The sequence below is a fragment of the Sporichthya polymorpha DSM 43042 genome (assembly GCF_000384115.1).
In the GTDB taxonomy this organism is placed as follows: Bacteria; Actinomycetota; Actinomycetes; order Sporichthyales; family Sporichthyaceae; genus Sporichthya; species Sporichthya polymorpha.
The window spans coordinates 3,084,587-3,108,472 of record NZ_KB913029.1 but is presented as its reverse complement, the minus strand read 5'-3'; the positions used below and the strand labels follow the sequence as shown (position 1 = coordinate 3,108,472).

Sequence of the window (23,886 nt, the reverse complement as noted above, 5' to 3'; positions counted from 1 at the left end):
CTCCCCCCAGATCACATGGCGAGGACGCAGGACGGGGCCAGAACGTTCGGTGCCCGCCGCGATTCACGCTGGACGCTATCGAAGATCGGCCTGCAAGCATGGGCGCCATGGCGGGTTCGCAGAAGGTCGCGGTCGAGGTCGAGGGCCGCCGGTTGCAGCTGTCGAATCTGGACAAGGTGCTCTATCCGGCCACCGGGTTCACCAAGGGCGAGGTCATCGACTACTACTCCCGGATCGCCCCGGTGCTGCTCCCGCACCTGGCCGGCCGGGCCGCCACGCGGGTGCGCTTCCCGGACGGGGTCGACGGCAACTCCTTCTTCGAGAAGAACGCCCCGAAGGCGACGCCGGACTGGGTCCGCACCGTCACGCTGCCCACGCCGGGCAGCTCGCGCGGCCGGGAGACCATCGACTTCGTCGTCGTCGAGGACGTCCCGACGCTGATCTGGCTGGCCAACCTCGCCGCGCTGGAACTGCACGTGCACCAGTGGACGGTCGGGCCGCGCGGGGGCGTGCACGGCGTCGACCGCCTGGTCTTCGACCTCGATCCCGGCGCCCCCGCGGCGCTGGCGGAGTGCGCTCAGGTCGCGCTGATGCTGCGGGAGGTGCTCGCCGACCTCGGGCTGGAGGCTCTGGCGAAGACCTCCGGGTCGAAGGGCATGCAGCTCTACGTGGGCCTCGCCGAGACCGACCCCGGCCGCACGCACGGCTTCGCCAAGGACCTCGCGGTTGCGATGGAGGAGGCGCACCCCAAGCTCGTCGTCCACCGCATGGAGAAGGCGCTGCGCGGCGGCAAGGTCCTCATCGACTGGAGCCAGAACGCCGCCGCCAAGACGACCGTCGCGCCGTACTCGCTGCGCGCCCGCGTCCGGCCGACCGTGTCGACCCCGGTGACCTGGGACGAGGTCGCCGCCGCGGCCGACGGCCGCGAGCTCGCGTTCACCGCCCCGCAGGTCCTGGAGCGGGTCGACGAGATCGGCGACCTGTTCGCCCCGCTGCTGACCGCCAACGCCCGCCTGCCCTGACCGTCCCGGAGGACGAATCCGGTGCCCCGGAGTTACCGGCGGGTAGAGTTCGCCGCAGCGAACGAAGGGAACCCACGGTGAGCGCCATCGAGGAGAGCCAGCCGCCCCGGGCCGGCCGGCTGCCGCGCAACGCGCGGCGCCGCCAGTTGCTCGACGCCGCGCTGTCCGTCTTCGTCGCGCAGGGCTACCACGCGGCCGCGATGGACGACATCGCCGACAAGGCCGGCGTCAGCAAGCCCGTCCTGTACCAGCACTTCCCGGGCAAGCGGGACCTCTACCTCGCGCTGCTCGACGAGAGTGCGGCCGCGCTGATGGAGGCGGTCCGCTCGGCGATGTCCGCCACCGACGACAACAAGGAGCGCGTCCGCGCCACCGTCGCGGCGTACTACGAGTTCGTCGAGGACAAGACCGGCGCGTTCCGCCTCGTCTTCGAGTCCGACCTGATCGGCGAGCCCGAGGTCCGGGACCGCCTCGAGGCCGTCGAACGCCAGTGCGCCGAGATCGCGGCCGAGGTCATCGCCTCCGACACCGGCCTGCCGGACGCCGAGGCGCGCCTGCTCGGGGCCGGCCTCGCCGGCATCGCGCAGGTCACCGCCCGGACGTGGGCCGCGAACGGCGAGCCGCTCCCCCGCGAGCAGGCCATCGACCTGGTCGCCTCGCTCGCCTGGCGCGGCATCCGCGGCTTCCCGCGGACCGACGACCACTGACCGACCCCCCTCGGCACCCCGCGTCCTGCGCCCTGGGCGAACGTGGCCCCCACCGGCCGTCACCGGGGCGCGCCACCCAGTAGCCTCGGCAGCGCGATTTGCCGAGCGCTCCGTCGAGCGCTCCGTCGAACGCGAAAGAGTCAGCGCCAAACAGTTTCGGAGGGCCCGTGGAGATCAAGGTCGGGGTTCAGCACTCGCCGCGCGAGCTGACCGTGGAGTCTCCGCTCGGCGCCGACGAGCTCGAGTCGGTCATTCACTCCGCGCTGTCCAACCCCGACGGGGTCCTCACGCTGGTCGACGAGCGCGGCCGCAAGGTCGTCGTCCCGACCTCGAAGGTCGCCTACGTCGAGATCGGCGAGCCGGAGACCCGGCGCGTGGGCTTCGGCGCGCTCTAGCGCCCGACCCGGCCGACCCGCCCGACCTGCCCGACCCGGCCGACCAGGGGTCAGGCCTCCAACCCCAGCGCCGCCATCCGCTCGCTGTGGGCGGCGGTGAGGCGGCCGAGCAGGGCGCCGAGCTCGTTCAGGTCGATGCCCGGCCGGTCGTCGCCGGTTCCGCCGACGATCAACGCCGTCAGCACCTCGCGCTCCGCGGCGACCCGCTGGGCCTGCGTCAGCGCCTCGCCCATGAGGCGCCGCCCCCAGAGCGCGAGCGGGCCCGCGACGCGGGGGTCGGCCTCGATCGCCGCCCGGACGTGCTCGACGGCGAACGCCGAGAGTCCGGTGTCGGCCAGCACCTCCGAGACCAGCGCGGCGGTCGCCGGGTCGAGGTATCCGCTGATCTCCCGGTAGAAGTCGGCGGCGAGACCGTCCCCGACGAAGGCCTTGACCAGGCCTTCCAGCCAGTTCGAGGCGGCGGTCCGGCGGTGGAAGTCCCCCAGCGGCTCCACGAACGGCGCCATCGCCGCCGCCGGGTCGACGCCGATCTTCACCAGGTGCTCCCGCAGCGTGGTGAAGTGGGTGAATTCGGCCACGGCCATGCGGGCGAGCTCGGCCTTGTCCTCGATCGTCGGCGCGAGCGCCGCGTCGTGCGCCAGACGCTCGAACGCGAGCAGTTCCCCGCACGCCAGGACGCCCAGCAGGTCCACGACGGCCGCGTCCGGGCCCGTCTGCGGACCCCGGTCCCCCGCCGCGTTCACGGGGCGAGCCTAGGTGAGCCGCTATGCTGACAACAGGTGTAACAGGCGTCGGCCGCTTCCGTGGCTCGCCGCACCCCCTCGTACGCACAGCGCGCGGCGTCGTCGCGCGTGGGACCGCTTCGTTCACGGCGGTCACCCCCCGTCGCCGTCCACGAAGGACGGCCGAAACGAAGTAGGCGAATCCTCCTGACCACGTTTTCCGAGCTCGGTGTCATCCCGGCCATCGTCGATGCCCTCGCCGACGAGGGCATCGTCGACGCCTTCCCGATCCAGGAACTGACCCTCCCCATCGCGCTGACCGGCACCGACGTCATCGGCCAGGCGCGCACCGGCACCGGCAAGACCCTCGCGTTCGGCATCCCGCTGCTGCAGCGGGTCGTCGCCCCGCTCGACGACGAGTGGTCCGAGCTCGTCGACTTCGGCAAGCCGCAGGCGCTGGTGATCGTCCCGACGCGTGAGCTGTGCACCCAGGTCGCGAACGACCTGCTCGTCGCCGGGAAGCGTCGCGGCGTCCGCGTCGCCGCCATCTACGGCGGGCGCGCCTACGAGCCGCAGGTCGCCGCGCTGCAGGCCGGCGTCGAGGTCGTCGTCGGCACGCCCGGCCGCCTCCTCGACCTGCGCAAGCAGCGTCACCTCGACCTCAAGCACGTGAAGTCGCTCGTCCTCGACGAGGCCGACGAGATGCTCGACCTGGGCTTCCTCCCCGACGTCGAGCGTCTCATCGAGGACACCCCGGCGAGCCGGCAGAGCATGCTGTTCTCCGCGACCATGCCCGGCCCGGTCCTCGCGATGGCGCGCCGGTACCTGCGGACGCCGACGAACATCCGCGCCGAGGCCTCGGGCGACGAGACCACGGTCCCGCTGACCGAGCAGCACGTGTACCGCACGCACAAGATGGACAAGATCGAGTGCCTCGCGCGGATCCTGCAGGCCGAGGGCCGCAAGCTGGCGATGGTGTTCTGCCCGACCAAGCGGCTCGCCCAGCAGGTCTCCGACGACCTGGCTGACCGGGGCTTCGCCTCCGCCGCCGTGCACGGCGACCTCGGCCAGGGCGCCCGTGAGCAGGCGCTGCGCGCCTTCCGCGGCGGGAAGGTCGACATCCTCGTCGCGACCGACGTCGCGGCCCGCGGCATCGACGTCGACGACGTCACCCACGTCGTGAACTACGAGTGCCCGGACGACGAGAAGACCTACGTCCACCGCATCGGCCGCACCGGCCGCGCGGGCCGGACCGGCGTCGCGGTCACGTTCGTCGACTGGTCGGACATGACGCGCTGGCAGCTGATCGACAAGGCCCTGGGCCTGGGTCTCGGCGAGCCGGCGGAGACCTACTCCACCTCGCCGCACCTGTTCTCCGAGCTCGGCATCCCGGAGGGCACGAAGGGCACGCTCCCCCGCGCCGCCCGGACCCGCGCCGGCCTGGACGCCGAAGCGGTCGAGGACCTCGGCGAGACCGGCCGCGCGCGCTCGAAGTCCCGCGGCGGAAGCAGCAGTGGCGGCGGCGGTCGAAGCGGCAGCAGCCGCGACGACGACGCCGGCCCGCGCAAGCCGCGGCCCAAGCGCAACCGCACCCGGACCCGCACCCGCGGCGGCCAGCCGGTCGAGGCCGGCGCCGAGGGCGGCGCTCCGGCCGAGGAGTCCGGCGCCGGCCCTGCGACCGACGGCACCGACGCCCCGGCGCGGACCCGCACCCGCAGCCGGCGGCGCACGCGGAGCGGCGCCGCCTCGGAAGGCGACGCCGCTACCGACTGACGCTCCGTCAGCAGCCGGCGCGGCCGGCTGTCCGCACCTGCGGGGCCCCGACGGGGCTGACGGCGGTGCTCGCGACGCCGACTCGGCACGGGGTCCCCGCGCCGACCGGACGCACCCGCGTCGTCGCCGCCGAGCTGTTGTTGCGGACGTTGCTGTCCTGGGCGTCGGTGACCCGCGCGGTGTTGGTCATCCGGCCCTTCGCGTTCGGCGAGAGCCGTCCGGTGATCTTGACGACCAGCTTCTTCCCCGGCGCGATCGTCCCGAGCTCGCACCGGACGTTCCGCTTGGCGACCGTGCAGCGCACACCCTTCGGGGTGGCGACCCGTGAGGACCGGACCTGCTTCGGCAGGGTGTCCGTCAGGACCGCTCCGACACTTGCCGCATTGCCACGGTTCCGGACCACGATCCGCCAGGTGACACTCCGGTCGGCCTGCGCCTGCGCCGGCGCGGTCTTGCGCACCACCAGATCCGGCCGCGCGGACGGCTGCCCCGGGCCAGGGGCCGGGCTCGGCGTCGGCGTCGGGGTGGGAGTGGGAGTCGGGGCGGGGGTGGCCACCGGCACCGTGATCGTCGAGGTGTTGTTGTCCGCATCCGGGTCGCGCTCGTTCCCGGTCACCGTCGCGGCATTGACCACTGAACCCGTCGCGCCGGGAGCGTCGGCGGTGTATTCGAAGGCGACGCTGTCACCGGCCGGCAGCGCACCGCCGGTGCACGTGAGGGTCTGACCGGCGAAGTCGCATCCCGGGCTGGAGGTGGAGAGGTTGGTCAGGTCAGCCGGCACGGTGTCGCTGACGACGAAGCCGGAGCTGTCGTTGGTTCCGCTGAGGTTCTCGACGGTCAGGGTGTAGGTGATGACGCCGCCCGGAGTCACCGGGGATGGTGCGGCCGTCTTGGTGATCGCCAGATCCACGTCCCCACCGCGGCAGGCGGTGCCGTCGTTGACGGACGAATCGGGCCCCTCGCTGACCGCGACGAGGGTGAACGTGGGCGTGGCCGCCGTCGGGTTGTCGACACGGACCTGGTAGATGTCACCGGTGTCGTTGTCGGAGAAGCCGAGATTGCCGTTCGCGTAGGTCCAGGCGGCACCGGACTCCGAATCCACAACGCCGACCGGAGCGGCGTTGAAGAGGTCCACGACCCCGAACGTGGGTGAGCCCGTGGGCGAGTCGTCCAACGTGATACGGGCGAACTGGTCGCTGTTGCTCCGCTCCCCCCACAGGTCGTCCCCGAGGAACGTCACGTCCGCCGACAGCGCCCCGCGAGGGTTCCCGCCGGGCTCATCGAAGAGCGGGATCCGGAGGGTGTGGATGCCGTCGGCGTAGTTCGGATCGTCCAGATCGATGCGATACAGGGCACTGTTCGCATTCGTGGTGACGAAGTAGTACCGGCCACCGGAGTGCACGGCCCCCGCATTGAAAGTCGCGTTGTTGCCGTCGGTCAGCTGCCCGAGGTCTTCGACGTTGCCCTCGCCGTCGATCCGGCCCAGATGCCCGTTGCTCAGGATGGCGTAGATGAAACCGTCGGCCTCGTTGTAGCCGATGGCGTTGTACGTGCGGGTGGCGGCGCCGATCTCCGTCGGTTCGTCCGAACCCGGCGTCAGGGTGGACATCTGCGTCGGCGAGCCCTGGCTGAGGAAGAAGCGCGAGCTCGGGCAGGCGAAGGGGTCGCCCGGCGCGGCCACCCGAGCCGATCCCTGCGGCTGCGCGGGGCCCACCGGCTCACTCGCCGCAGGGGTCGCCGCCAGTCCCCCGGCGATCAGCGCGCCCGCGAGGGCCGCGATTCCAACCGTGCGCATGGTGATGCGCCGCATCCGTAGCTCCAATCCCGCGCCCCACGGGCGCGGCGGTTCGGCAGTGATCCGCGTCCGTGGTGGTGCGACGCCGGGCGCATACTACTGAGCGCGACTCAAAGAACACAGAGCGCAATATCGCGCTTAGGGCGTGTCTCTCAACTCCTGGAGGATGCGATGGGCGGCTCGGACGTTCTCTGGCTAGGCGGAGGAGGAGCCCGCTACGGAGTAGCGGGCGACGACGACAACGCGGCCAGAGGGCGTCCGGGGCCCCGAGCGCGCCGCAGAGGAGTTGGGAGACATGCCCTAATTGATCTTGTGTCTGCCAAGAGGCTGAGAGCGAGGCGCAGGTGACCTGATGCCCGGTCTCGGCGCGGCCGGGTCAGCGGCGCAGGTCGACCCGGACCCACTGGTGCCGGCGGCAGGCGGGGCAGCGCATCCACGACGGGAACTTCCCGCGCAGGATCGGCAGGTGGACGCTCGGGATCGCGGCGAGCAGGGCCTGACGGGGGCTCAGCGCGGAGACGGAGCCGCAGCCGGAGCAGGTGAGCTGCAGCGCCCCGCGGGCGACCGGCGGGGCCGGGGGCGGGGTCTCGACGGAGAACAGCGCGCGCTTGCCCTCCCGGTCGGGCCGGGGGTTGGGCACCGCCCCGGCGCGCGGGGTGGCCGGACGGGCAGCGCTCCCCGAGCGCGGACGCAACCGGTCGAAGTCGGTCATAGCACCCCATCCTTGATCAGCCGGTCCGCGAGCTCGCGATAGGCCTGGGCGCCGGTGGACGACTTCGCCGTCGACAGCACCGACTTGCCGGCGGCGGGCGCCTCCGCGAACCGGATCGAGCGCGGGATCGGCGGCTCCAGCACCGCGACGCCGTACCGCTGCGCGACGTCGGCGATGACCGCCCGGGAGTGCGTGGTGCGGCCGTCGAAGAGCGTCGGCAGCACGCCGAGCACCTGAAGGTCGCGGTTGGTGATCCGCTGGACGTCGCCGACGGTGTCGAGCAGCTGACCGACCCCGCGGTGCGAGAGGGTCTCGCACTGCAGCGGGATCAGCACGTAGTCGGCCGCGGTGAGCGCGTTCAGCGTCAGGACCCCGAGCGCCGGCGGCGCGTCGAGCAGGATCACGTCGTAGTCGGCGGCGAGGTCCGCCAGAGCGGAGCGCAGGGCGAACTCGCGGCCCGTGCGCGTCATCAGCAGTGCCTCGGACCCGGCGAGGTCGATCGTCGCCGGCAGCAGGTCGAACCCGTCCGCGACCGGGTGCAGCGCGGTCTTCGCCGAGACGCGCCCGAGCAGCACGTCGTGGACCGAGAGCTGGAGCGAGTCCGGGTCGAGCCCGAGCGAGAACGTCAGGCACGCCTGCGGGTCGAGGTCCACGACGACGACGCGGCGGCCGAACTCGTTGAGGGCGGCCCCGAGCGAGACCACGGTCGTGGTCTTCGCGACGCCGCCCTTCTGGTTGGCGACGGCAAGGGTCCGGGTCACCTGCCACATTCTGCCGCTCGGACATTGCCGCCCGATAGCGCCCGAACCGCCCGCCGACGTGGATCACATCGACACGCCGGGCACTGTGACCGGACTAACGTGACCGCCCGTGAGCACACCTCCCCACCTGCGCCTTCCGGACTGCGCGAAGGCCTACCTCCTCGACACCGACCGGGGCCCGTTCGCCGTCCACGACGCGACGCCGCCCGACGGTGCCGAGGCCACCGCCACCCTCCTGCTCGTCCCCGGGTTCACCGGGTCGAAGGAGGACTTCATCACCGCACTGGAGCCGCTGGCGGGCGCCGGGTACCGGGCCGTCGCGGTCGACCAGCGGGGCCAGTTCGAGACGCCGGGTTCCGAGGACCCCGCGGCCTATGCGCTGGAGGCCCTCGGCGCGGACGTCGTCGCGGTCGCCCGGGCTCTCGGGGACGGCCCGGTGCACCTCGTCGGGCACTCGTTCGGGGGGCTCGCCGTCCGCGCCGCGGTGATCGACGACCCGGCGGTGTTCCGGTCGGCGACCCTGCTGTGCTCGGGCCCCGGGCCGATCGCCGGCGCCGAGGCGACGCGGTGCCAGATGTTCCTCGAGCTGCTCACCGAGATGGAGTTGCCGGAGATCTGGACGTTCATCTCCTCGATGGCGGAGGCCAACGACGAGTACACCGGGGTCGGCAGCGACGTCGTCGACTTTCTGGGCCGCCGCTTCTGCGCCTCGGCGAAGGCGAGCCTGATCGGGATGGCGACGATCCTGCTCGACACCCCGGACCGCACCGCCGACCTCGCCGGCACCGGCGTCCCGTTGCTGGTCGCCTACGGCGAGGACGACTTCATCTGGCCGCCCACGGAGCAGGCCGACATGGCCGCGAGATTGGGCGCCCGGCACGAGGTGATCACCGGGGCCGCGCACTCCCCCGCGGTGCAGGCACCCGAGACCTTCGCCCGTCTCATGATCGATTTCGTCTCGACCCTCCCGTGACGATCTCTTTTGGTCCGTTGTGGTCTCGGCCGTTCGGGTACCGATTCGGACAAGCGCCTGCGCCGCGCTCAGCACCCCGGCACGATGAACGAGTTCCTTGAGCGGCGCGGAAGGAAAGACGAGCGGTGGAGCTTCGCACTGCCCTGCGCAACGACCCCGGTGAGGTCGAGCGGGCACGGAATCTGATCAGCGCGTGCCTGCAGCGCTGGGACATGCCGGAGGACGGCGGCGTCGCCCCGCTCCTCGTGAGCGAGCTCGTCACCAATGCCCTGCGCTACGGCGCGCAGCCGATGCGGATGGTCGCGAAGCAGGAGGGCGCAACCCTGCGGGTCGAGGTCCACGACGCCCGGGGTGGCGAGCCGCCGCGGCTGCGGCGCGCGGCGCCGGACAGCACCAACGGCCGCGGGATGATGATCGTCGACGCGCTGGCCGCCCGGTGGGGCTGGTCGGAGTTCGGCGGGGAGAAGCAGGTCTGGTTCGAGCTCGACCTCGAGCCGGCGGCCCCCGCGGTCGACTCCGCCGCGGATGTGGTCGAGGAGAACGCTGCCGCGGTCGACAACTCGGACGAGGTCGTCGCGGCCTGACGGTTCGTCAGGCCGACTCGGGTCCGTCCGGGCCGTTCGGCAACGTCGTCAGCGCCGAGCCCAGGGGCAGATCGAGGTCGCACGGACTGTCGCGCAGGTCGATCAGCGTGATGTGGTCAGCCACCAGCGCGCCGGCGGACGCCGGGGTCAGGATCAGCCAGAGCCACCGTCCGAGCGCCTCGCCGACGTAGACCGCGCGGTCGTGGGGGCCGCGGACGCACCACAAGGCCGTCGGGTGGCCGGCGGCGGAGATCTTGGCGTGCGGCACCTGGGTCGCGATCTCGGTGCCGGGGTCGCGACCGGGCAGACCCGCGCAACGGGCGCCCAGACCGACCCCCGGCTCCTCGGCGACGATCACGAGATCGGCCGGACCGCCGACCGGGTTGGGTCCGGTGAACGCGACCGCCGTCGCGCGCACGCCGTGGCGGTCGTCGCCGGCGTGCGTGATCCCGGTGGCCAGCCAGCCGGTCGGAAGGGGCCAGGGCAGCCAGAACGGCACGTCCGGGGACGGACCCGCGTGCAGTTCGCGCTCGAGCCGCTCCCGGGTGGGCAGACCGACCGGGGCGAGCGGCTCGACGTCGCCGTGAACCTCGCACCGCCACGCGTTCGACCAGATGCCCGGGGCCCGCACGGGGCGGCCGCACCGCGCGCACGAGGGGTGGCCGCTCACCGCTGAGCACCCCCAGTTCCGCCCGGCCGGGCACGACGTGGAATTACTCCACGCTCCTCCCCGCAACGCTGCGTCGTCAACCGTCCGCGTTCGCGCACCCCCGGGACCCGCCCGCACCGCCGCCTACAGTGACCTCGTGCTGCGAACCGTCCGCGTGCCCTGTGTCGGGGCCGTCGTCCACGACGACGACCACCGGCTACTGATGGTGCGCCGGGGAAACCCGCCGGCGGCCGGGCGCTGGTCCCTGCCCGGCGGGCGGGTCGAGGGCGCGGAGAGCGACCTCGAGGCCGTCCGCCGCGAGGTGCTGGAGGAGACCGGCCTGATCGTGGCGGTCGGCGTCCGCGTCGGGACGGTCGAGATCCCGGCCGGCGACGTCGTCTACGACGTCCGCGACTACGCGTGCGCCCCGCTGGGCGGAGACCTCCTCGCGGGCGACGACGCCGACGACGTCCGGTGGGTGTCCCGCGCCGAGCTGCTGCAGCTCGACGTCGTCCCCGGCCTGATCGACACCCTGAGCTCCTGGGGAGTGCTGCCCGCGTGAGCCCGAGCGTCTCGACCCCGGGCCCGCCGCCCCCGGGGCCGTTCCAGCCGCGCAGCTGGCGCAACCGCGGCCGGATGTCCGACGAGCACCGCGCCCGGCTCGCCGAGCGCGCCGCCGCGCTCGCGCTGTCCGGCCCCGCGGCCGCTGCGGCCTGGGCGCCGGCGGTGCTCGACATCGGCTTCGGGTACGGGGAGTCGCTCCTCGCGCTGGCGCAGGCCCGGCCCGATGCCCGCGTGCTGGGCGTCGACGTCCACTCCCCCGGTCAGCTGCGGGCGATGGACGCCCTCGTCGACGCGGGGCTCGACGACGGGACCGTGCGCGTCCTCCCGGCCGACGTGACGACGCTGCTGCCGGCCCTGACACCGGGGTCGCTGGAACTCGTGCAGGCGTTCCACCCCGACCCGTGGCCCAAGCGGCGGCACGCCGCCCGGCGGCTGCTGCGGCCCGCCGTGCTGACCCGGATCACCGAGCTGCTGCGCCCGGGTGGGGTGCTGCACGTCGTCATCGACAACGACATCTACGCCGGCTCGGTACGCGAGGCGGCGGCGGAGATCCCCGCCCTGCGGGAGATCCCGGCCCCTGACGTGCCCGAGACCAAGTACGGCCGCCGTGCCCGCGCCGCGGGGCGGACGATCCACTCGATGGCCTGGAGCAAACGGAACTGACGATCAGTCAGTGCCGTCGACGGTGAGCGCCCAGGTGTCCCCGGTGAGGGCGGCCTGGCCCGAACGGTCGGTGAACTGACCCCCGACCACGTAGAGGGTGTCGCCCACCCACACCGCGGCACCGGGCAGCCCCGGGGCATCGGCGGGCGCGGTGAGGACGGACCACTCCGCGGTCCGGTCGTCGTAGAGCCAACCGCCGGACGCCGACACCGGCCCACCGAGCGCCTCGACCGCCCAGCCACCGGAGTAGGCGTCGGGCGCCTCGACGAACCGGCCCCACTCCTTCGTCGCCGGGTCGAACGTGCCGCCGTAGGGCAGGCTCCGGCCCCAGTTGTTCACGGTGCCGCCGTCGGCCTCCCCCAGGGTCGGGTCGACCATCCGCTCCCCCGTCCACGCCCAGCGGTAGCCGCCGATGAGCTCGCTGTCCGGGAGCCGCGTCCAGGTCTTGAGCTCCGGGTCGAGCTGCGCCGCGCGCACGATCGGCGGGGCGATCGACCCCGGGGCCTCCACGCTCTCCTTCGCGGTGAGCACCGCGCCGGCCGGGGTGTCGGTGAGGACCCGGTCGAAGCCCGGGCCGAGCGGGTCGACCGGCAGGCGGGACCACGTCTCGGTCGCCGGATCGAAGACCTCGTCCCCGGCCTCCTCGGTGCCGGCCTCGTCGGTGCCGGCCGCCTCGCCGTCATCCCCGCCGGGGTCGCCGACGCGCTCCCCGGCGACCGCGGCGACGCGTTCGCCGAGCGTGGCGAGCCGGACGTCCCGGTGGTCGGTCGCCGGCAGCGGGTGGGTGTCCCAGGCACTCGCCGCCGCGTCGAACGAGACCAGCGCGGTGTCGGTGAGGACGTAGAGCACGTCCCCGGCCACGGTCGCCGGGAACTGGTTCAGCAGGCCGAGCGGGGCCTCCGGGAGCTTCGTCCACTCGCCGGTCGCGGCGTCGTGCACGGCTCCGTCGCGCAGCGGGGCCGGGGTTGCCGCACAGTCGGCGTTCGGCGGGCACGGCGGCCCGTCGTCGCCGCCGACCACCAGCAGACGGTCGCCGACGGCGACGGCGAGAACCGCCGTCCGCGGCGTGAGGGGCGACGCCGGCAGCTTCTCCCAGCGGAGCGCGGGGTGCGCGGACGGCGCGGCCGTCACCTCACCCGGCGCGGCGCCCGTCGCCCCGGCCCGGGTCGCGTCCGCCGCCGGGTCGTCGGAGCTGCACGCCGCCAGCGCGAGCACGGCGGCGAGTGCACCGGAGAGCACAGCGGTCCCCGCAACCGGGCGCATGCAGCGAGGACGCAGGGGAAGCTCCGGACGTTCGCTTCGGGACGGACCCTCCCAGTGTGACCGCGTTGCTACCGCTTGTCGCGCGAGTCAGGCGAAACGGCTCACTTCTCCCGCGGGATCGGGGTCGGCCGCCCGGGCTGGTCCCCACCGCGCGCGTCGAGGTACTCCTGCGTCGGCACCATGACCTTGCGGCGGAAGATGCAGACGATCGTGCCGTCCTGCTTGTAGCCGATGGTCTCGACCTCGACGACCCCGCGGTCCGGCTTCGAGGTCATGTTCTTCCCGAGCACGGTCGTCTCGCCGTAGATCGTGTCGCCGTGGAACGTCGGCGCGACGTGCCGCAGGGACGAGATCTCCAGGTTCGCGATCGCCTTGCCGGAGACGTCCTCGACGGACATCCCGAGCAGGAGGGAGTAGATGTAGTTCCCGACCACCACGTTCTTGCCGAAGTCCGTCGTGTTCTCGGCGTAGTTGATGTCCATGTGGAGCGGGTGGTGGTTCATCGTCAGCAGACAGAACAGGTGGTCGTCGTACTCCGTGACGGTCTTGCCTGGCCAGTGCTTGTAGACCGCGCCGACCTCGAACTCCTCGTACGTCCGCCCGAACTGCATGTCCCGCGTCCTCCTGCTGCGTCGATGTCGCGGGCCATCCTGCCCCAGCGCCCGCAACGTCAGCGAAAGCGGTCGCCATAGCGCACGATCCCGCTGACGCTACGGGTCAACGGGCGTGCCAGGTGACCCAGTCGCCGTGGGGGTGGCCGGAGGCGAGGTGGAGCGGCGCGTCCTCGTCGCCGCCGAGGCCGGCGGGCCAGCGGCGGAGGGTGAGGGCGAACTCCACCCCCGGCGGGGTGGTGCGGGGCGTCGGCTCGAAGGAGAGCCGGGCCACGGGAGCGTCCGCGGTCGCGCGGGACCCGAGGGCGGAGAACGCGTCCTCCAGGTCGGCGCGCACGTCGGCCGGGAGGTACTGCGTCATCACCGAGTGCCAGACGACCGTGACGACGCCGGGGACGGGGTCGAGCCCCGCGACGGTGACCGACGCGCTCTCGCGGCCCACCGGCACGGGCACGGCGTCCGCAAGGGCGAAGGCGCCCCGCAGGCGCTCGAACCGCTCGACCTGGTCGGGCCAGACGTAGGAGAGCAGACGCAACCGGCCGTCGCCGGAGGTGACGTCGACGGGGTCGAGGTCGGTGCCGATCCGCTCCACGACCTCCACCGGCCGATCGAGCGGCGGGAGCTCGCCCTCCCAGGGCTGACGGAGCGTCACGGGTGAGTCGACGGGCCCGATCCCGCGGCCGTCGCCGAGGTCGATGCGGATCAGGTCCGGGCGCAGGTTCAGCCCGGCCGAGGCACCGATCTCGACCAGCCGCACCGGGAGGTCGACCAGCGAACGCAGCGTGAGCAGCCCGCCGATCAGCAGGGCCGAGCGGCCGACCTCGTTCGTCTGCGGCGGCGAGACCAGGCCGGCGCGGACGTCGTCGGGTCGGGCCGCCAGGACGTCCCGGAACGCCGCCCAGGCCGCGTCGGGCTCGAACGGCACCACGTCCGCCCCGGCGACGCTCGGGTAGAACCGCGCCAGCTCCGGCGCCTCGCCCGCGAGCGCGAAGCGGTGCACCGTACCCAGCAACCGCAGCGCGAGCACGGCGGGGCCGGGGTCACCCGCCCAGTCCGCGCACACCGCCGCGACCGGTCCCCCGGCCGCGAGGTCGTCCGCGGCGAAGGTCAGCAACGCCTCGTACATCGGCGACCCGATGTCCCCGCAGGCCTCGGCCTGGGAGCGCAGGTGCGCCTCGATCGCGACGTCGCGCGTCACTCCGCGGGCGGCTCGAACTTCGAGGTCCGCGAGAACCCGGCCGCGCGGCCCTTGCCGGCGACGACGAGCGCCATCTTGCGGGAGGCCTCGTCGATCATCTCGTCGCCGAGCATGACCGCGCCGCGCTTACCGCCGGCCTCGGAGGTGTAGTACTCGTACGCGTCGAGGATCAGCTCGGCGTGGTCGTAGTCCTCCTGCGAGGGCGAGAAGACCTCGTTCGCGGCCTCGACCTGGCCGGGGTGCAGGACCCACTTGCCGTCGAAGCCGAGGGCGGCCGAGCGGCCGGCGACGCGGCGGTAGCCGTCGACGTCGTGGATCTGCAGGTACGGACCGTCGATGGCCTGCTTGTCGTGCGCGCGAGCCGCCATGAGGATCCGCATGAGGATGTAGTGGTACGCGTCGCCCACGTCGTAGCCGGGCGGCTGCTCACCGACGACGAGCGACTTCATGTTGATCGAGGCCATGAAGTCGGCCGGGCCGAAGATGATCGTCTCGACGCGGGGGGAGGCCGCCGCGATCGCGTCGACGTTGCACAGGCCGAGCGCGTTCTCGATCTGCGCCTCGATGCCGATGCGCCCGACCTCGAAGCCCATCGTCTTCTCGATCTGCGTGAGCAGGGTGTCGAGCGTGACGATCTGCTCGGCGGTCTGGACCTTCGGCAGCATGATGCAGTCGAGGTTCTGGCCCGCGCCCTCGACGACCTCGATGACGTCGCGGTAGGTCCACGAGGTGGTCAGGTCGTTGACGCGGACGGTGCGGACCTTGTTGCCCCAGTCGCCCTCGTTCAGCGCGGCGACGATGTTCTTGCGCGCCTCGGGCTTCGCGAGTGGCGCCACCGAGTCCTCGATGTCGAGGAAGACCATGTCGGCCGGCAGGCCCTGCGCCTTGCCGAGCATCTTCGGGCTGCTGCCCGGGACCGCCAGGCAGGACCGGCGCGGGCGGAGGTTCGCAGTTTCAGCCATGGACGCTGCACCTTCTCGAAATCTGGACCGGGGGCGACTGCGGCGCAGCCTAACTGCCGGGCCTCGGCACTCAGTCCACAGGGAGGTTCGGCTGCTGCTCCGCCCGCGCCTGCCCCTCGGCCCGGACGACGACGTAGACGCCCGCGAGCAGCAGCAGCCCGGCGGGACGGCGGTCCCGGGCGGGGCCTGGTCGAGGAAGACCGCGGCGAGGATCGCGGCCAGCGGGACTTCGAGCAGGATCGCCGTCGACACGACGGTCGCGCCGACGCGGCCCACGACCCGGTTGAACATCGTGTGGCCGAGCAGCTGCGCCGTCAGCGTCAGGGCGGCGATCCGCAGCCAGGTCTCGCCGTCGTACCCGCCGAGGTCGACACCCGCCGCCACGCAGACGAGCAGCGTCGAGACCGCGGCCACGCCGTAACAGAGCGAGGTGTAGACGGGCGTGGAGACCGTGCGCCGGACCTCCTCCCCCGCGGTCGTGTAGGCGGCGGCGAGCATCCCGCCGGCGATCGCGAGCACGTCACCCCAGACAGCCCGACCGGAGACCGCGAGGTCGGCGCCGGTCAGGAGCAGCACCCCGGCCAGGGCGAGCCCGATGCCGCACCAGGTCTGCCGCGAGACCGGCCGTCCGAGCAGCCGGGACCCGAGCGCGGCCCAGACCGGCTGCGCGCACACGAGCGCCGTCGCCGACGCCACCGTCGTGTAGGTCAGGCTCGGCGTCCAGCAGAGGAAGTGCGCCCCGAGCAGCAGCCCGGACACCGTGATCAGGCGGATCTCACGCCGCGTCAGCGCGCGGTACTGCGCCCGGACGGCGGGGCGGACCACCGCCGCGGCCCCGATCACGGCCGACCCCATCGCGTTGCGCCAGAACGCGATCGCCAGCGCGGGGGCCGTGATCGCCGCGATCATCGGGCCGGAGGTCGAGACCGCCGCCACCGCGACGCCCAGGACCACGAGGTCGCCGCGGGCGTGGCGGGAGTCCATCCGGCCGATTATTCGTCCCGGACGCGCCCCACGCTGCGCCGCGTCCCGCGTGCGGGCCGATAACCTGAGCCGAACGTTCCGTATGCGCAGGTCCAGGCGCTGCGTCCATGCGCGGCGGCGGCGCGCCCAACCCGCGGGGAGGCACGCATGTCCGGTGCCGCCACACGGGTCTTCGTCTCCCGGCTCGCCGGGCTGGCCGTCTTCGACCCGCGCGGCGACCAGGTGGGTCGCGTCCGCGACGCCGTCGCGGCGCTGCGGCCCGCCGGCGAGGTCACACGCGTGGTGGGCCTCGTCGTCGAGGTGGGCATGCGCCGCCCGATCTTCGTCCCGATGGGCCGGGTCACCTCGATGGACCGCGGCCAGGTCATCACGACCGGCGTGGTCAACCTGCGCCGCTTCGAGCAGCGCAACGACGAGACGCTGGTGATCGCCGAACTGCTGGACCGCAAGGTTCGGCTGCTCGGGACCGACGACGAGGTCACCGTCATCGACATCGGCATGGAGATGACGCGCAACCTCGACTGGGTCCTGTCGAAGGTGCACGTCCGCAAGGGCGGCGGGAAGCTGCGCCGCCGCGGCGAGACGCTCACCGTCGCGTGGGACGGCGTCGAGGGCCTGACGGCCGGGCAGTCGACCCAGGCCGCGACGAACATGCTCGCCGCGTTCGAGAACCTGCGCCCGGCCGACCTGGCAAATGTCCTGCACGACCTCAAGCCCGAGCGCCGGGCCCAGGTCGCCTCCGCGCTCGACGTGGACAAGCTCGCCGACGTCCTCGAAGAACTCCCGGAGGAGGACCAGGTCGAGATCGTCGGCCTCCTCGACGAGCAGCGCGCGGTCGACGTCCTCGAGGCGATGCAGCCCGACGACGCCGCGGACCTGCTCGGCGACCTGCCCACCCACGAGGCCGAGAAGCTGCTCGACCTGATGGCACCGGAGGAGGCCGCCCCGGTCCGGCAGCTGCTCAGCTACGCCGACCACAGCGCCGGCGGCCTGATGACGACCGAGGCCGTGATCCTGCCGCCGACCGCCACCGTCGCCGAGGCCCTCGCGGCGATCCGCAACCCGGAACTGACCCCGGCGATGGCCGCGCTGGTCTACGTCTGCCGCGCGCCGCTCGAGACCCCGACCGGCAAGTTCCTCGGCGCGGTCCACTTCCAGCGGCTGCTGCGCACCCCGCCCGGTGACCTCGTCTCCTCGGTGCTCGACAAGGAGCTCAAGACGCTGCGCCCGGAGACGATGCTCTCCGACGTCGCCAGCTACCTCGCGACCTACAACGCCGTGGCGGCCCCGGTCGTCGACGCGCAGCGGCGCCTGGTCGGCGTCATCAGCGTCGACGACGTGCTCGACCACCTGCTGCCCGAGGACTGGCGCAACGCCGAGGCGGCCGAGGAGCCCGACGACGACGACACCGGGGCCGGCGGCCGGGCCTTCAGCCCGGACACCACGGGCGAGATCCGCGTCTACCGGCCGAGGAAGCGCCATGGCTCCTGACTGGCGCGAGCCGCGCGACCGCCTCGACCTGCCCCGTCAGCCGGGGCGGCTGCCGAAGCGCCCGCAGTGGGACGCCGAGACCTTCGCCGCGTTCGCCGAGCGCTTCGCCCGCTTCCTCGGCACGTGGAAGTTCATCGGCTACATGACGGTGTTCGTCCTGACCTGGTTCCTGTGGAACACGGTGCTGCCGAGCGACTGGCGGTTCGACGACTACCCGTTCATCTTCCTGACGCTGATGCTCTCGCTGCAGGCCTCGTACGCGGCGCCGCTGATCCTGCTCGCCCAGAACCGGCAGGCCGACCGCGACCGCGTCACCTACGAGCAGGACCGCACGCGGACCGAACGGAACATCGCCGACACCGAGTACCTGACGCGCGAGATCGCCGCGATGCGCAACTCACTGGGCGAGGTCGCGACGCGTGACTTCCTGCGCTCCGAGCTCGGTCGCATGCTCGACGAACTGGACGAACGCGAGCGGAGGGCCCGCGCCGAACGCGCCACCGAGTAGCGCGACATACGATGCGGACATGTCTTCTGCACCGTCGGTCGAGGCCGTCCGCGCCGCACTGGCCACCGTCAACGACCCCGAGATCCACAAGCCGATCACGGAGTTGGGCATGGTGGCGACCGTCGACGTCGCCGCCGACGGTGTGGTCTCGGTCACGGTTCTGCTCACCGTGGCGGGCTGTCCGCTGCGCGACACCATCACGCGCGACGTCAACGCGGCGCTCGCCAAGGTGCCCGGCGTCACCGACGTCCGCCTGACGCTCGACGTCATGACCGCCGAACAGCGTGAGGAGCTCCAGACCAAGCTGCGCGGCGGCGTCCCCGCCAAGGAGATCCCGTTCTCCCGGCCCGGATCGATGACGCGCGTCTACGCGGTGGCCTCCGGCAAGGGCGGCGTCGGCAAGTCGTCGGTGACGGTCAACCTCGCCGCTGCGATGGCCGCCGACGGCCTGAACGTGGGCGTCCTCGACGCCGACATCTACGGCCACTCGATCCCCCGCATGCTCGGCGCCGACGGCCGCCCCACGCAGGTCCAGAACATGATCATGCCGCCGTCCGCGAACGGCGTGAAGGTCATCTCGATCGGTATGTTCGTCGAGGGCAACACCCCCGTCGTGTGGCGTGGCCCGATGCTCCACCGGGCGCTGCAGCAGTTCCTCGCCGACGTGTTCTGGGGCGACCTCGACGTCCTGCTCATGGACCTGCCCCCGGGCACCGGCGACATCGCGATCTCGATCGCGCAGCTCGTGCCGACCGCCGAGATCCTCGTCGTGACGACGCCGCAGCAGGCCGCCGCCGAGGTGGCCGAGCGCGCCGGCTCGATCGCGACCCAGACCCACCAGCAGATCGCCGGCGTGGTCGAGAACATGTCCTACCTGCCGTGCCCCCACTGCACGGCCGAGGGCAAGGAGCACCGCCTGGAGATCTTCGGCAGCGGCGGTGGCCGCCGCGTCGCCGAGGGCCTGGGCCGTCTGCTCGGGCACGAGATCCCCGTCCTCGGCGAGATCCCGCTCGACCCGCGCCTGCGCGAGGGTGGCGACGAGGGCAAGCCGCTGGTCGTCGCCGAGCCCGATGCCCCCGCCTCGCAGGTCCTGCGCTCGATCGCGTCCCGTCTCGGTCACCGCTCCCGCGGTCTCGCCGGCCGGTCGCTCGGGCTCACCCCGGTCGGTCGCTAGACCGTCGGACTCAGGTCGCGTCGAGGTCGATCGGCGGGATCTCGTTGTCCGCGAGCGCCCGCGACGCACGCGGGGCCGCGCCGTTCGCGGCCCCGTTCGCCGCCGGTGCGGCGGCGCGGGTCGCCGAGCCGTTGGAGGTCGCGGCGACGTTGGCCGCACGGGCGGCCTCGGCCTGCCGCTTGCCGATCGCGGACGTGCTGGACGCGTCGTCGGCCTTGCTCTGCGTCCGCGACTCCTCCTCCTGCTTCGGTGCCCCGAACTGCATCGGGTTGCGGAGGTCGCGGAACTGGTCGACGTCCTTACGGATGTCGATGCTCTGGCGCAGCTCCTCGAACGGGTCGTCCGGGCCCAGCGCCTTCTTCATCATTCCGCGGGGGGTCAGGTCGGAGACCTTCACGTCGGCGAACTCCGGCCCGAGCTCACGCGTGAGCTCGTCCTTGGCGCCGTTCACGTAGTGCCGGACCTGCTTCATCAGCCGACCGGCGTCCGCCGCGAACTTGGGCAGCTTGTCCGGGCCGAAAACGATCACGGCGATGATGCCGAGAGTCAGGAACTCCCAGCCACTGATGTCCAACACGTGATCTCTCCTACCCGCTCCCGCCGGGCAGACCGGGAGTCGCCCACAGGGTAGACCGGGAAACTGCGCCCGTCAGCGGTCCGGTCACGCTCGGTCGCCCAACGCACCCGTTCGGACGATCAGCGGGCGGTGTGGGTGTGCCCGTAGAACACGTCGACGCCGGGTGGGCCCTCCACCTGGGGCACCACGCTCGGGGCCGGGAAGAGGTGCGGCGAGGACACCGTGCCCGGCGCGTCCGGCGACTCCGAGCCCGACCCCGCGGACTGCGGGCCCACGACCTGGGCGAACGAGCTCCCGCCGGGCGGGGCCGCGTCGCCCGCGTTCTGGGCGTGCGCCGACGCGAGGCTCACCGCGGCGACGCCCATCGCCCCGGCCGCGAGCAGGGAGCGCCGGACCCGCGAGCCCCGGGTCGCGTACGGGATCGCCGGCTCGGCCACGCCGAGGAACGCGACGCGGACGGGCTTGCCGACCGGGACCGGCCGGGGAGCCGGTTCCGCGCCGAGCGGGCGGCGGCGCGGCGGCAACGGCTCCCCGGGGGCCGCGAGGTCGAGCAGTGCGCCCATCAGGTTCGGTGACGGGTCCGGCGTCGACAGGTGCGTCAGACCGGACTTCGTGCGGGACTCGGCCTCGACGGCCGCCCGGCAGCTGCTGCACATCAGCAGATGCGCGGAGATCAGCTCCCGCGTCACGCGCGGCAGCTCGCCGTCCACGTAGGCGGCGAGCCGGTCCCCGAGGTGGTTCACGTCGCGACCTCCAGGGCCGCGGGCCGCCCGGTGGCGGCCGAACGGTGCTCGAGGGCGGCGCGCAGCTGCGCCCGCCCCCGGTGGATCCGGCTCCGGACCGTACCCAGCTTGATGCCGAGCGTGGCCGCGATCTCCTCGTACGACAGACCCTCGATGTCACAGAGGACGACGGCGGCGCGGAACTCCGGCGGCAGCTGGTCGAGCGCGTACTGGATGTCGGCGTCGAAACCCTGGTCGTCGATCAGCTGCTGCGGCGAGGGCTCACGGCCGGGCAGACGCTCGTGCGCGTCCTCCGGGAAGCCCTCGAAGCGGATCCGCTGCCGGCGCCGGACCATGTCGAGGAACAGGTTCGTGGTGATGCGGTGCAGCCACCCCTCGAACGTCCCCGGCTGGTAGGTCGACAGCGAACGGAACACTCGAACGAAAACCTCCTGGGTCAGGTCCTCGGCGTCGTGCTGGTTCCCCGCCAGGCGGTAGGCGAGCCGGTACACCCTCGCGGAGTGCGTCCGGACGATCTCCTCCCAGCTGGGCGGCACCCAGTCCCCCTGCGCGGCTCCACCGTCGGGAGCTGGCCGCGCTGTATCCACGTGATCTCCTTCTACGGACGCGGAGTTCCACTCTGACGTGCCGCACTGTGTGCGGCCTGTGAGCGCGGAGTCGGCCCGTTGCGGACTCAACGCGCGCGCCCTGCAGATCGTTCCTGCCCAGGTCAGTAGGCTGCAGAACACGAACGGCCCACAAGCGCGAGGAAGTTTCATGGCGGGCATCGGCACCGAGCACCTCGACGCCTCGGCGACGGCGGCCCTGGCGGATGCCTACCTCGCCGAGGACGACGTCCTGCGCGCCGCGCGCGCCCGCGCCGCCGAGAACGGTCTCCCGGTGCTCCCGCCGGCCGCCGGGGCGACGCTGCGGTTCCTCGCCGCGCTGCTGGACGCCCGCTCGGTGGTCGAGGTCGGCACCGGCACCGGTGTCACCGGCATCTGGCTGCTGCGCGGCATGCGCCCCGACGGGGTGCTGACCTCGGTCGACCCGGACCCCGACTACCAGCGCACGGCCCGCACCGCCTACACCGAGGCCGGCGTCCCCGCCAACCGCGCCCGGCTGATCGCCGGCCGCCCGATCGAGGTCCTCCCCCGCCTCACCGACGGCGGCTACGACCTGATGTCCGTCTGCGCCGACCCGCTCGCCTACGCCGACTTCCTCCGCGAGGCCCCTCGCCTGCTCCGCGACGGCGGTGTCGTCGTCTTCGCCGACCCGACCGGCCGCGGCGCCCCCGCCATGCGCGAACTCGGCCAGACCCTCCTCGAGAGCGAGGACTTCGCCGCCGTCCTGCTCCCCGTCGGGACCGGTCTCCTCGCCGCCACCAAGCGCCCCGCCCGCTGAGCCCGCGCCTCACCCGGTGTCCGGGGCCCCCGAAAGCGCAGTACGGCACGCGAATTTTGCTTTCAGACGTGCCGTAGTGCGCTTTCGGGAATGAACAGCACCTAGCGAGCGCGAGCCTTCGCGGGGTACGCCTCGAGCCAGCGGAGGAGGAGCCGGACGCCGTAGCCGGTGCCGCCCTTGGTGTTCTCGTGCTCGTCGCCGTCGATCTTGCCGGGGCCGGCCATGTCGACGTGGGCCCAGGAGCGGCGGCCGACGAACTCGCGGAGGAACAGCGCCGCGGTGATCGCGCCGCCCTGCACCTTGCGGTGCCGCTGGTGGGGGACGTGCGCGAGGTCGGCGACCGGGGAGTCCAGCGCGGGCCGGTACTCGTCGACCAGCGGCATCCGCCACAGGCGGTCACCCCCGGCGTCGGAGGCGGCGAGCAGGGCCTTGGCCAGGCGGTCGTCCGGGGTGAACAGCGCGGCCATGCGGCGGCTCAGCGCGAGCGTCGCGGCGCCGGTGAGCGTCGCGAGGTCGACGATCACGTCCGGGTCGAGGTTCGCGTCGGCGTAGGCGAGGGCGTCGGCGAGGACGAGACGGCCCTCGGCGTCGGTGTTCAGCACCTCGACGGTCGTGCCCCCGTAGTGGGTGATGACGTCGCCGGGGCGGAAGGCCGAGCCCGACGGGAGGTTCTCCGCCGCCGCGACCAGGCCCGTGACCCGGACGCCGACGCCGAGCGCACGCAGCGCCGACATCGCGCCGATCACCGCCGCGCCGCCGGCCATGTCGGCCTTCATCGCGACCATGCCGTCGGTGGGCTTGAGGGACAGGCCGCCGGAGTCGAACGTGATGCCCTTGCCGACGAGGACGACGTGCGGCAGCGCGGCACCGGCCGGCGCGTCCGCGGGGGTGTACTCCAGGCGGATCAGGCGCGGCCCGCGGGACGAGCCCGCCCCGACCGCGAGGATGCCACCGAACCCGCCGGCCTCGAGGTCGGCCGGCTCCCAGATCTCGACGTCGAGACCCGCGCGGCCGGCCATCTTCCTGGCCTGCGCGGCGAGCCATGCCGGGGTCTTCTCGGCCGACGGGGTGTTGGCCAGGTCGCGCGCGAGGCAGACGGCGTCCGCGGTGCGCAGGCCACGCTCGACGGCCGGACCCGCGGCCTCGGCCCGACGCCCGTCGACGTGCAGGTCGACCGCGCCGACGTGCTCGCGCTTGGCACTCGGCTCGTTCGCGGCTGAGGTCGGCGTCTGGCCCCGCAGGGTGAACGAGTACGACCCGAGGACCAGGCCCTCGGTGAAGGCACGGACACCGTCGGGACCCGCGCCGGCCGCGACCGAGGTTGCGAGCCGCTCCCGCGACCGGACCCGGCGCGCGAGGGCCGCGCCGGCCCGCCGCAGCGCGGTCGGGCTGCCGTCCCCGGTGCCGACGAGCAGGATCTGCTCGGCCGGGCCCGCGGGGTCGGTCAGCGGGAGCGCGACGATCTCCGCCGCGTCGCCCCGGGCCTTCTCGCGGCGCGCGAGCGCCAGCAGGTCGAGCCCGAGGGCGGAGCCGGCGGCCGCCAGGCCGGGGCCGGCGACCGGACCGTCCGGACCCTTCGAGATCGGGACGGCAAGAACGTCGGCCGACCCGCTGAGCAGGGGCTTACCGACGACGACGTGCACGGCCGGACGGGCCATGGTTCTCCTTCGGC

25 protein-coding genes and 1 pseudogene are annotated in these 23,886 nt (G+C 73.1%); 12 read left to right on the top strand and 14 right to left on the bottom strand.

The features are described 5' to 3' along the window. The first annotated feature begins 98 nt into the window (after positions 1–98). The 3 genes from ligD (at position 99) to SPOPO_RS0115205 (ending at position 2,124) form a co-directional block, all read left to right on the top strand. On the top strand, positions 99–1,022 hold the full coding sequence (ligD, locus tag SPOPO_RS0115215) for a non-homologous end-joining DNA ligase (protein WP_019875720.1): 924 nt from the start codon (positions 99–101) through the stop codon (positions 1,020–1,022). Between the two features lie 77 nt (positions 1,023–1,099). Beyond that, positions 1,100–1,729 (top strand): TetR/AcrR family transcriptional regulator, encoded by a 630-nt coding sequence (locus SPOPO_RS0115210; RefSeq protein WP_019875719.1) that lies wholly within the window; start codon positions 1,100–1,102, stop codon positions 1,727–1,729. Positions 1,730–1,896: 167 nt separating this feature from the next. Further along, entirely contained in the window at positions 1,897–2,124 is a 228-nt protein-coding gene (locus tag SPOPO_RS0115205) for a DUF3107 domain-containing protein (protein WP_019875718.1), read from the top strand. A gap of 50 nt (positions 2,125–2,174) precedes the next feature. Here the strand turns inward: SPOPO_RS0115205 and SPOPO_RS0115200 are convergent, their stop codons facing one another. Continuing rightward, a complete protein-coding gene (locus tag SPOPO_RS0115200) occupies positions 2,175–2,867 on the bottom strand; it encodes a ferritin-like fold-containing protein (protein ID WP_019875717.1) in 693 nt (230 codons plus the stop codon). Between the two features lie 108 nt (positions 2,868–2,975). Here SPOPO_RS0115200 and SPOPO_RS0115195 point away from each other — a divergent pair, with 108 nt between their 5' ends. After that, entirely contained in the window at positions 2,976–4,619 is a 1,644-nt protein-coding gene (locus SPOPO_RS0115195; protein WP_019875716.1) for a DEAD/DEAH box helicase, read from the top strand. Between the two features lie 7 nt (positions 4,620–4,626). Here the strand turns inward: SPOPO_RS0115195 and SPOPO_RS29785 are convergent, their stop codons facing one another. The 3 genes from SPOPO_RS29785 to SPOPO_RS0115180 form a co-directional block, all read right to left on the bottom strand. Then, positions 4,627–6,429 carry a DUF11 domain-containing protein gene (locus tag SPOPO_RS29785; RefSeq protein ID WP_019875715.1) on the bottom strand — a complete coding sequence of 601 codons (1,803 nt, stop codon included), beginning with the start codon at positions 6,427–6,429 and terminating at the stop codon, positions 4,627–4,629. 361 nt (positions 6,430–6,790) lie between these two features. Next, the gene (locus tag SPOPO_RS0115185; RefSeq protein WP_019875714.1) at positions 6,791–7,126 is read right to left on the bottom strand and encodes a hypothetical protein; all 336 of its coding nucleotides are present in this window, start codon (positions 7,124–7,126) and stop codon (positions 6,791–6,793) included. Then, the gene (locus SPOPO_RS0115180) at positions 7,123–7,896 is read right to left on the bottom strand and encodes a ParA family protein (RefSeq protein ID WP_019875713.1); all 774 of its coding nucleotides are present in this window, start codon (positions 7,894–7,896) and stop codon (positions 7,123–7,125) included. The genes SPOPO_RS0115185 and SPOPO_RS0115180 overlap by 4 nt, the downstream gene beginning before the upstream one ends. Before the next feature lie 100 nt (positions 7,897–7,996). Between SPOPO_RS0115180 and SPOPO_RS0115175 the strand changes: the two genes are divergently transcribed. After that, positions 7,997–8,860, top strand: coding sequence for an alpha/beta fold hydrolase (locus SPOPO_RS0115175; RefSeq protein WP_019875712.1), 864 nt, complete (start codon positions 7,997–7,999; stop codon positions 8,858–8,860). A gap of 125 nt (positions 8,861–8,985) precedes the next feature. Then, a complete protein-coding gene (locus tag SPOPO_RS29780) occupies positions 8,986–9,444 on the top strand; it encodes an ATP-binding protein (RefSeq protein ID WP_019875711.1) in 459 nt (152 codons plus the stop codon). A 7-nt stretch (positions 9,445–9,451) separates the two neighbouring features. On the opposite strand, the gene SPOPO_RS29775 is transcribed toward SPOPO_RS29780, so the two are convergent. Then, positions 9,452–10,114 carry a DUF6758 family protein gene (locus tag SPOPO_RS29775; RefSeq protein ID WP_084671144.1) on the bottom strand — a complete coding sequence of 221 codons (663 nt, stop codon included), beginning with the start codon at positions 10,112–10,114 and terminating at the stop codon, positions 9,452–9,454. Positions 10,115–10,250: 136 nt separating this feature from the next. Between SPOPO_RS29775 and SPOPO_RS0115160 the strand changes: the two genes are divergently transcribed. Both SPOPO_RS0115160 and trmB read left to right on the top strand, forming a co-directional pair. Then, positions 10,251–10,655 (top strand): NUDIX hydrolase, encoded by a 405-nt coding sequence (locus tag SPOPO_RS0115160; protein ID WP_019875709.1) that lies wholly within the window; start codon positions 10,251–10,253, stop codon positions 10,653–10,655. Beyond that, on the top strand, positions 10,652–11,320 hold the full coding sequence (gene trmB / locus SPOPO_RS29770) for a tRNA (guanine(46)-N(7))-methyltransferase TrmB (RefSeq protein WP_019875708.1): 669 nt from the start codon (positions 10,652–10,654) through the stop codon (positions 11,318–11,320). Before SPOPO_RS0115160 ends, trmB begins: the two co-directional genes overlap by 4 nt. A gap of 3 nt (positions 11,321–11,323) precedes the next feature. Here trmB and SPOPO_RS0115150 read toward each other — a convergent pair whose 3' ends face one another. From SPOPO_RS0115150 to SPOPO_RS36070, 5 genes and pseudogenes are all read right to left on the bottom strand, one after another. After that, positions 11,324–12,583, bottom strand: a complete 1,260-nt coding sequence (locus SPOPO_RS0115150; RefSeq protein ID WP_156869905.1) for a Kelch repeat-containing protein — start codon at positions 12,581–12,583, stop codon at positions 11,324–11,326. A 101-nt stretch (positions 12,584–12,684) separates the two neighbouring features. After that, positions 12,685–13,194: a MaoC family dehydratase gene (locus SPOPO_RS0115145; protein ID WP_019875706.1), complete on the bottom strand. Its 510-nt coding sequence runs from the start codon at positions 13,192–13,194 to the stop codon at positions 12,685–12,687. Positions 13,195–13,300: 106 nt separating this feature from the next. Beyond that, complete coding sequence (locus tag SPOPO_RS29765) at positions 13,301–14,392, bottom strand: DUF2332 domain-containing protein (protein WP_019875705.1); 1,092 nt, start codon at positions 14,390–14,392, stop codon at positions 13,301–13,303. Beyond that, a complete protein-coding gene (locus SPOPO_RS36075) occupies positions 14,389–15,354 on the bottom strand; it encodes an aldolase/citrate lyase family protein (protein ID WP_028984804.1) in 966 nt (321 codons plus the stop codon). The genes SPOPO_RS29765 and SPOPO_RS36075 overlap by 4 nt, the downstream gene beginning before the upstream one ends. 192 nt (positions 15,355–15,546) lie before the next feature. Further along, positions 15,547–16,338: pseudogene (locus SPOPO_RS36070) on the bottom strand (DMT family transporter); the annotation flags it as partial. A gap of 147 nt (positions 16,339–16,485) precedes the next feature. Between SPOPO_RS36070 and SPOPO_RS0115130 the strand changes: the two are divergent. The 3 genes from SPOPO_RS0115130 to SPOPO_RS0115120 are packed head-to-tail and all read left to right on the top strand — an operon-like array spanning position 16,486 to position 19,511. Then, positions 16,486–17,829 (top strand): magnesium transporter MgtE N-terminal domain-containing protein, encoded by a 1,344-nt coding sequence (locus tag SPOPO_RS0115130; RefSeq protein ID WP_019875703.1) that lies wholly within the window; start codon positions 16,486–16,488, stop codon positions 17,827–17,829. Beyond that, positions 17,819–18,337, top strand: a complete 519-nt coding sequence (locus SPOPO_RS0115125; RefSeq protein ID WP_019875702.1) for a DUF1003 domain-containing protein — start codon at positions 17,819–17,821, stop codon at positions 18,335–18,337. The genes SPOPO_RS0115130 and SPOPO_RS0115125 overlap by 11 nt, the downstream gene beginning before the upstream one ends. A 19-nt stretch (positions 18,338–18,356) precedes the next feature. After that, the gene (locus SPOPO_RS0115120; RefSeq protein WP_019875701.1) at positions 18,357–19,511 is read left to right on the top strand and encodes an Mrp/NBP35 family ATP-binding protein; all 1,155 of its coding nucleotides are present in this window, start codon (positions 18,357–18,359) and stop codon (positions 19,509–19,511) included. A gap of 10 nt (positions 19,512–19,521) precedes the next feature. Here the strand turns inward: SPOPO_RS0115120 and SPOPO_RS32895 are convergent, their stop codons facing one another. From SPOPO_RS32895 to sigE, 3 genes are all read right to left on the bottom strand, one after another. Continuing rightward, positions 19,522–20,088, bottom strand: a complete 567-nt coding sequence (locus SPOPO_RS32895; RefSeq protein ID WP_019875700.1) for a twin-arginine translocase TatA/TatE family subunit — start codon at positions 20,086–20,088, stop codon at positions 19,522–19,524. 119 nt (positions 20,089–20,207) lie between these two features. Continuing rightward, positions 20,208–20,831 carry an anti-sigma factor family protein gene (locus SPOPO_RS32890; RefSeq protein ID WP_051098372.1) on the bottom strand — a complete coding sequence of 208 codons (624 nt, stop codon included), beginning with the start codon at positions 20,829–20,831 and terminating at the stop codon, positions 20,208–20,210. Next, positions 20,828–21,418 (bottom strand): RNA polymerase sigma factor SigE, encoded by a 591-nt coding sequence (sigE, locus tag SPOPO_RS29750; protein ID WP_051098370.1) that lies wholly within the window; start codon positions 21,416–21,418, stop codon positions 20,828–20,830. The genes SPOPO_RS32890 and sigE overlap by 4 nt, the downstream gene beginning before the upstream one ends. 169 nt (positions 21,419–21,587) lie before the next feature. Between sigE and SPOPO_RS0115100 the strand changes: the two genes are divergently transcribed. Beyond that, positions 21,588–22,214, top strand: coding sequence for an O-methyltransferase (locus tag SPOPO_RS0115100; RefSeq protein ID WP_019875698.1), 627 nt, complete (start codon positions 21,588–21,590; stop codon positions 22,212–22,214). A gap of 101 nt (positions 22,215–22,315) precedes the next feature. Here SPOPO_RS0115100 and SPOPO_RS0115095 read toward each other — a convergent pair whose 3' ends face one another. Next, positions 22,316–23,872 carry a leucyl aminopeptidase gene (locus SPOPO_RS0115095; protein ID WP_019875697.1) on the bottom strand — a complete coding sequence of 519 codons (1,557 nt, stop codon included), beginning with the start codon at positions 23,870–23,872 and terminating at the stop codon, positions 22,316–22,318. Positions 23,873–23,886 lie beyond the last annotated feature (14 nt).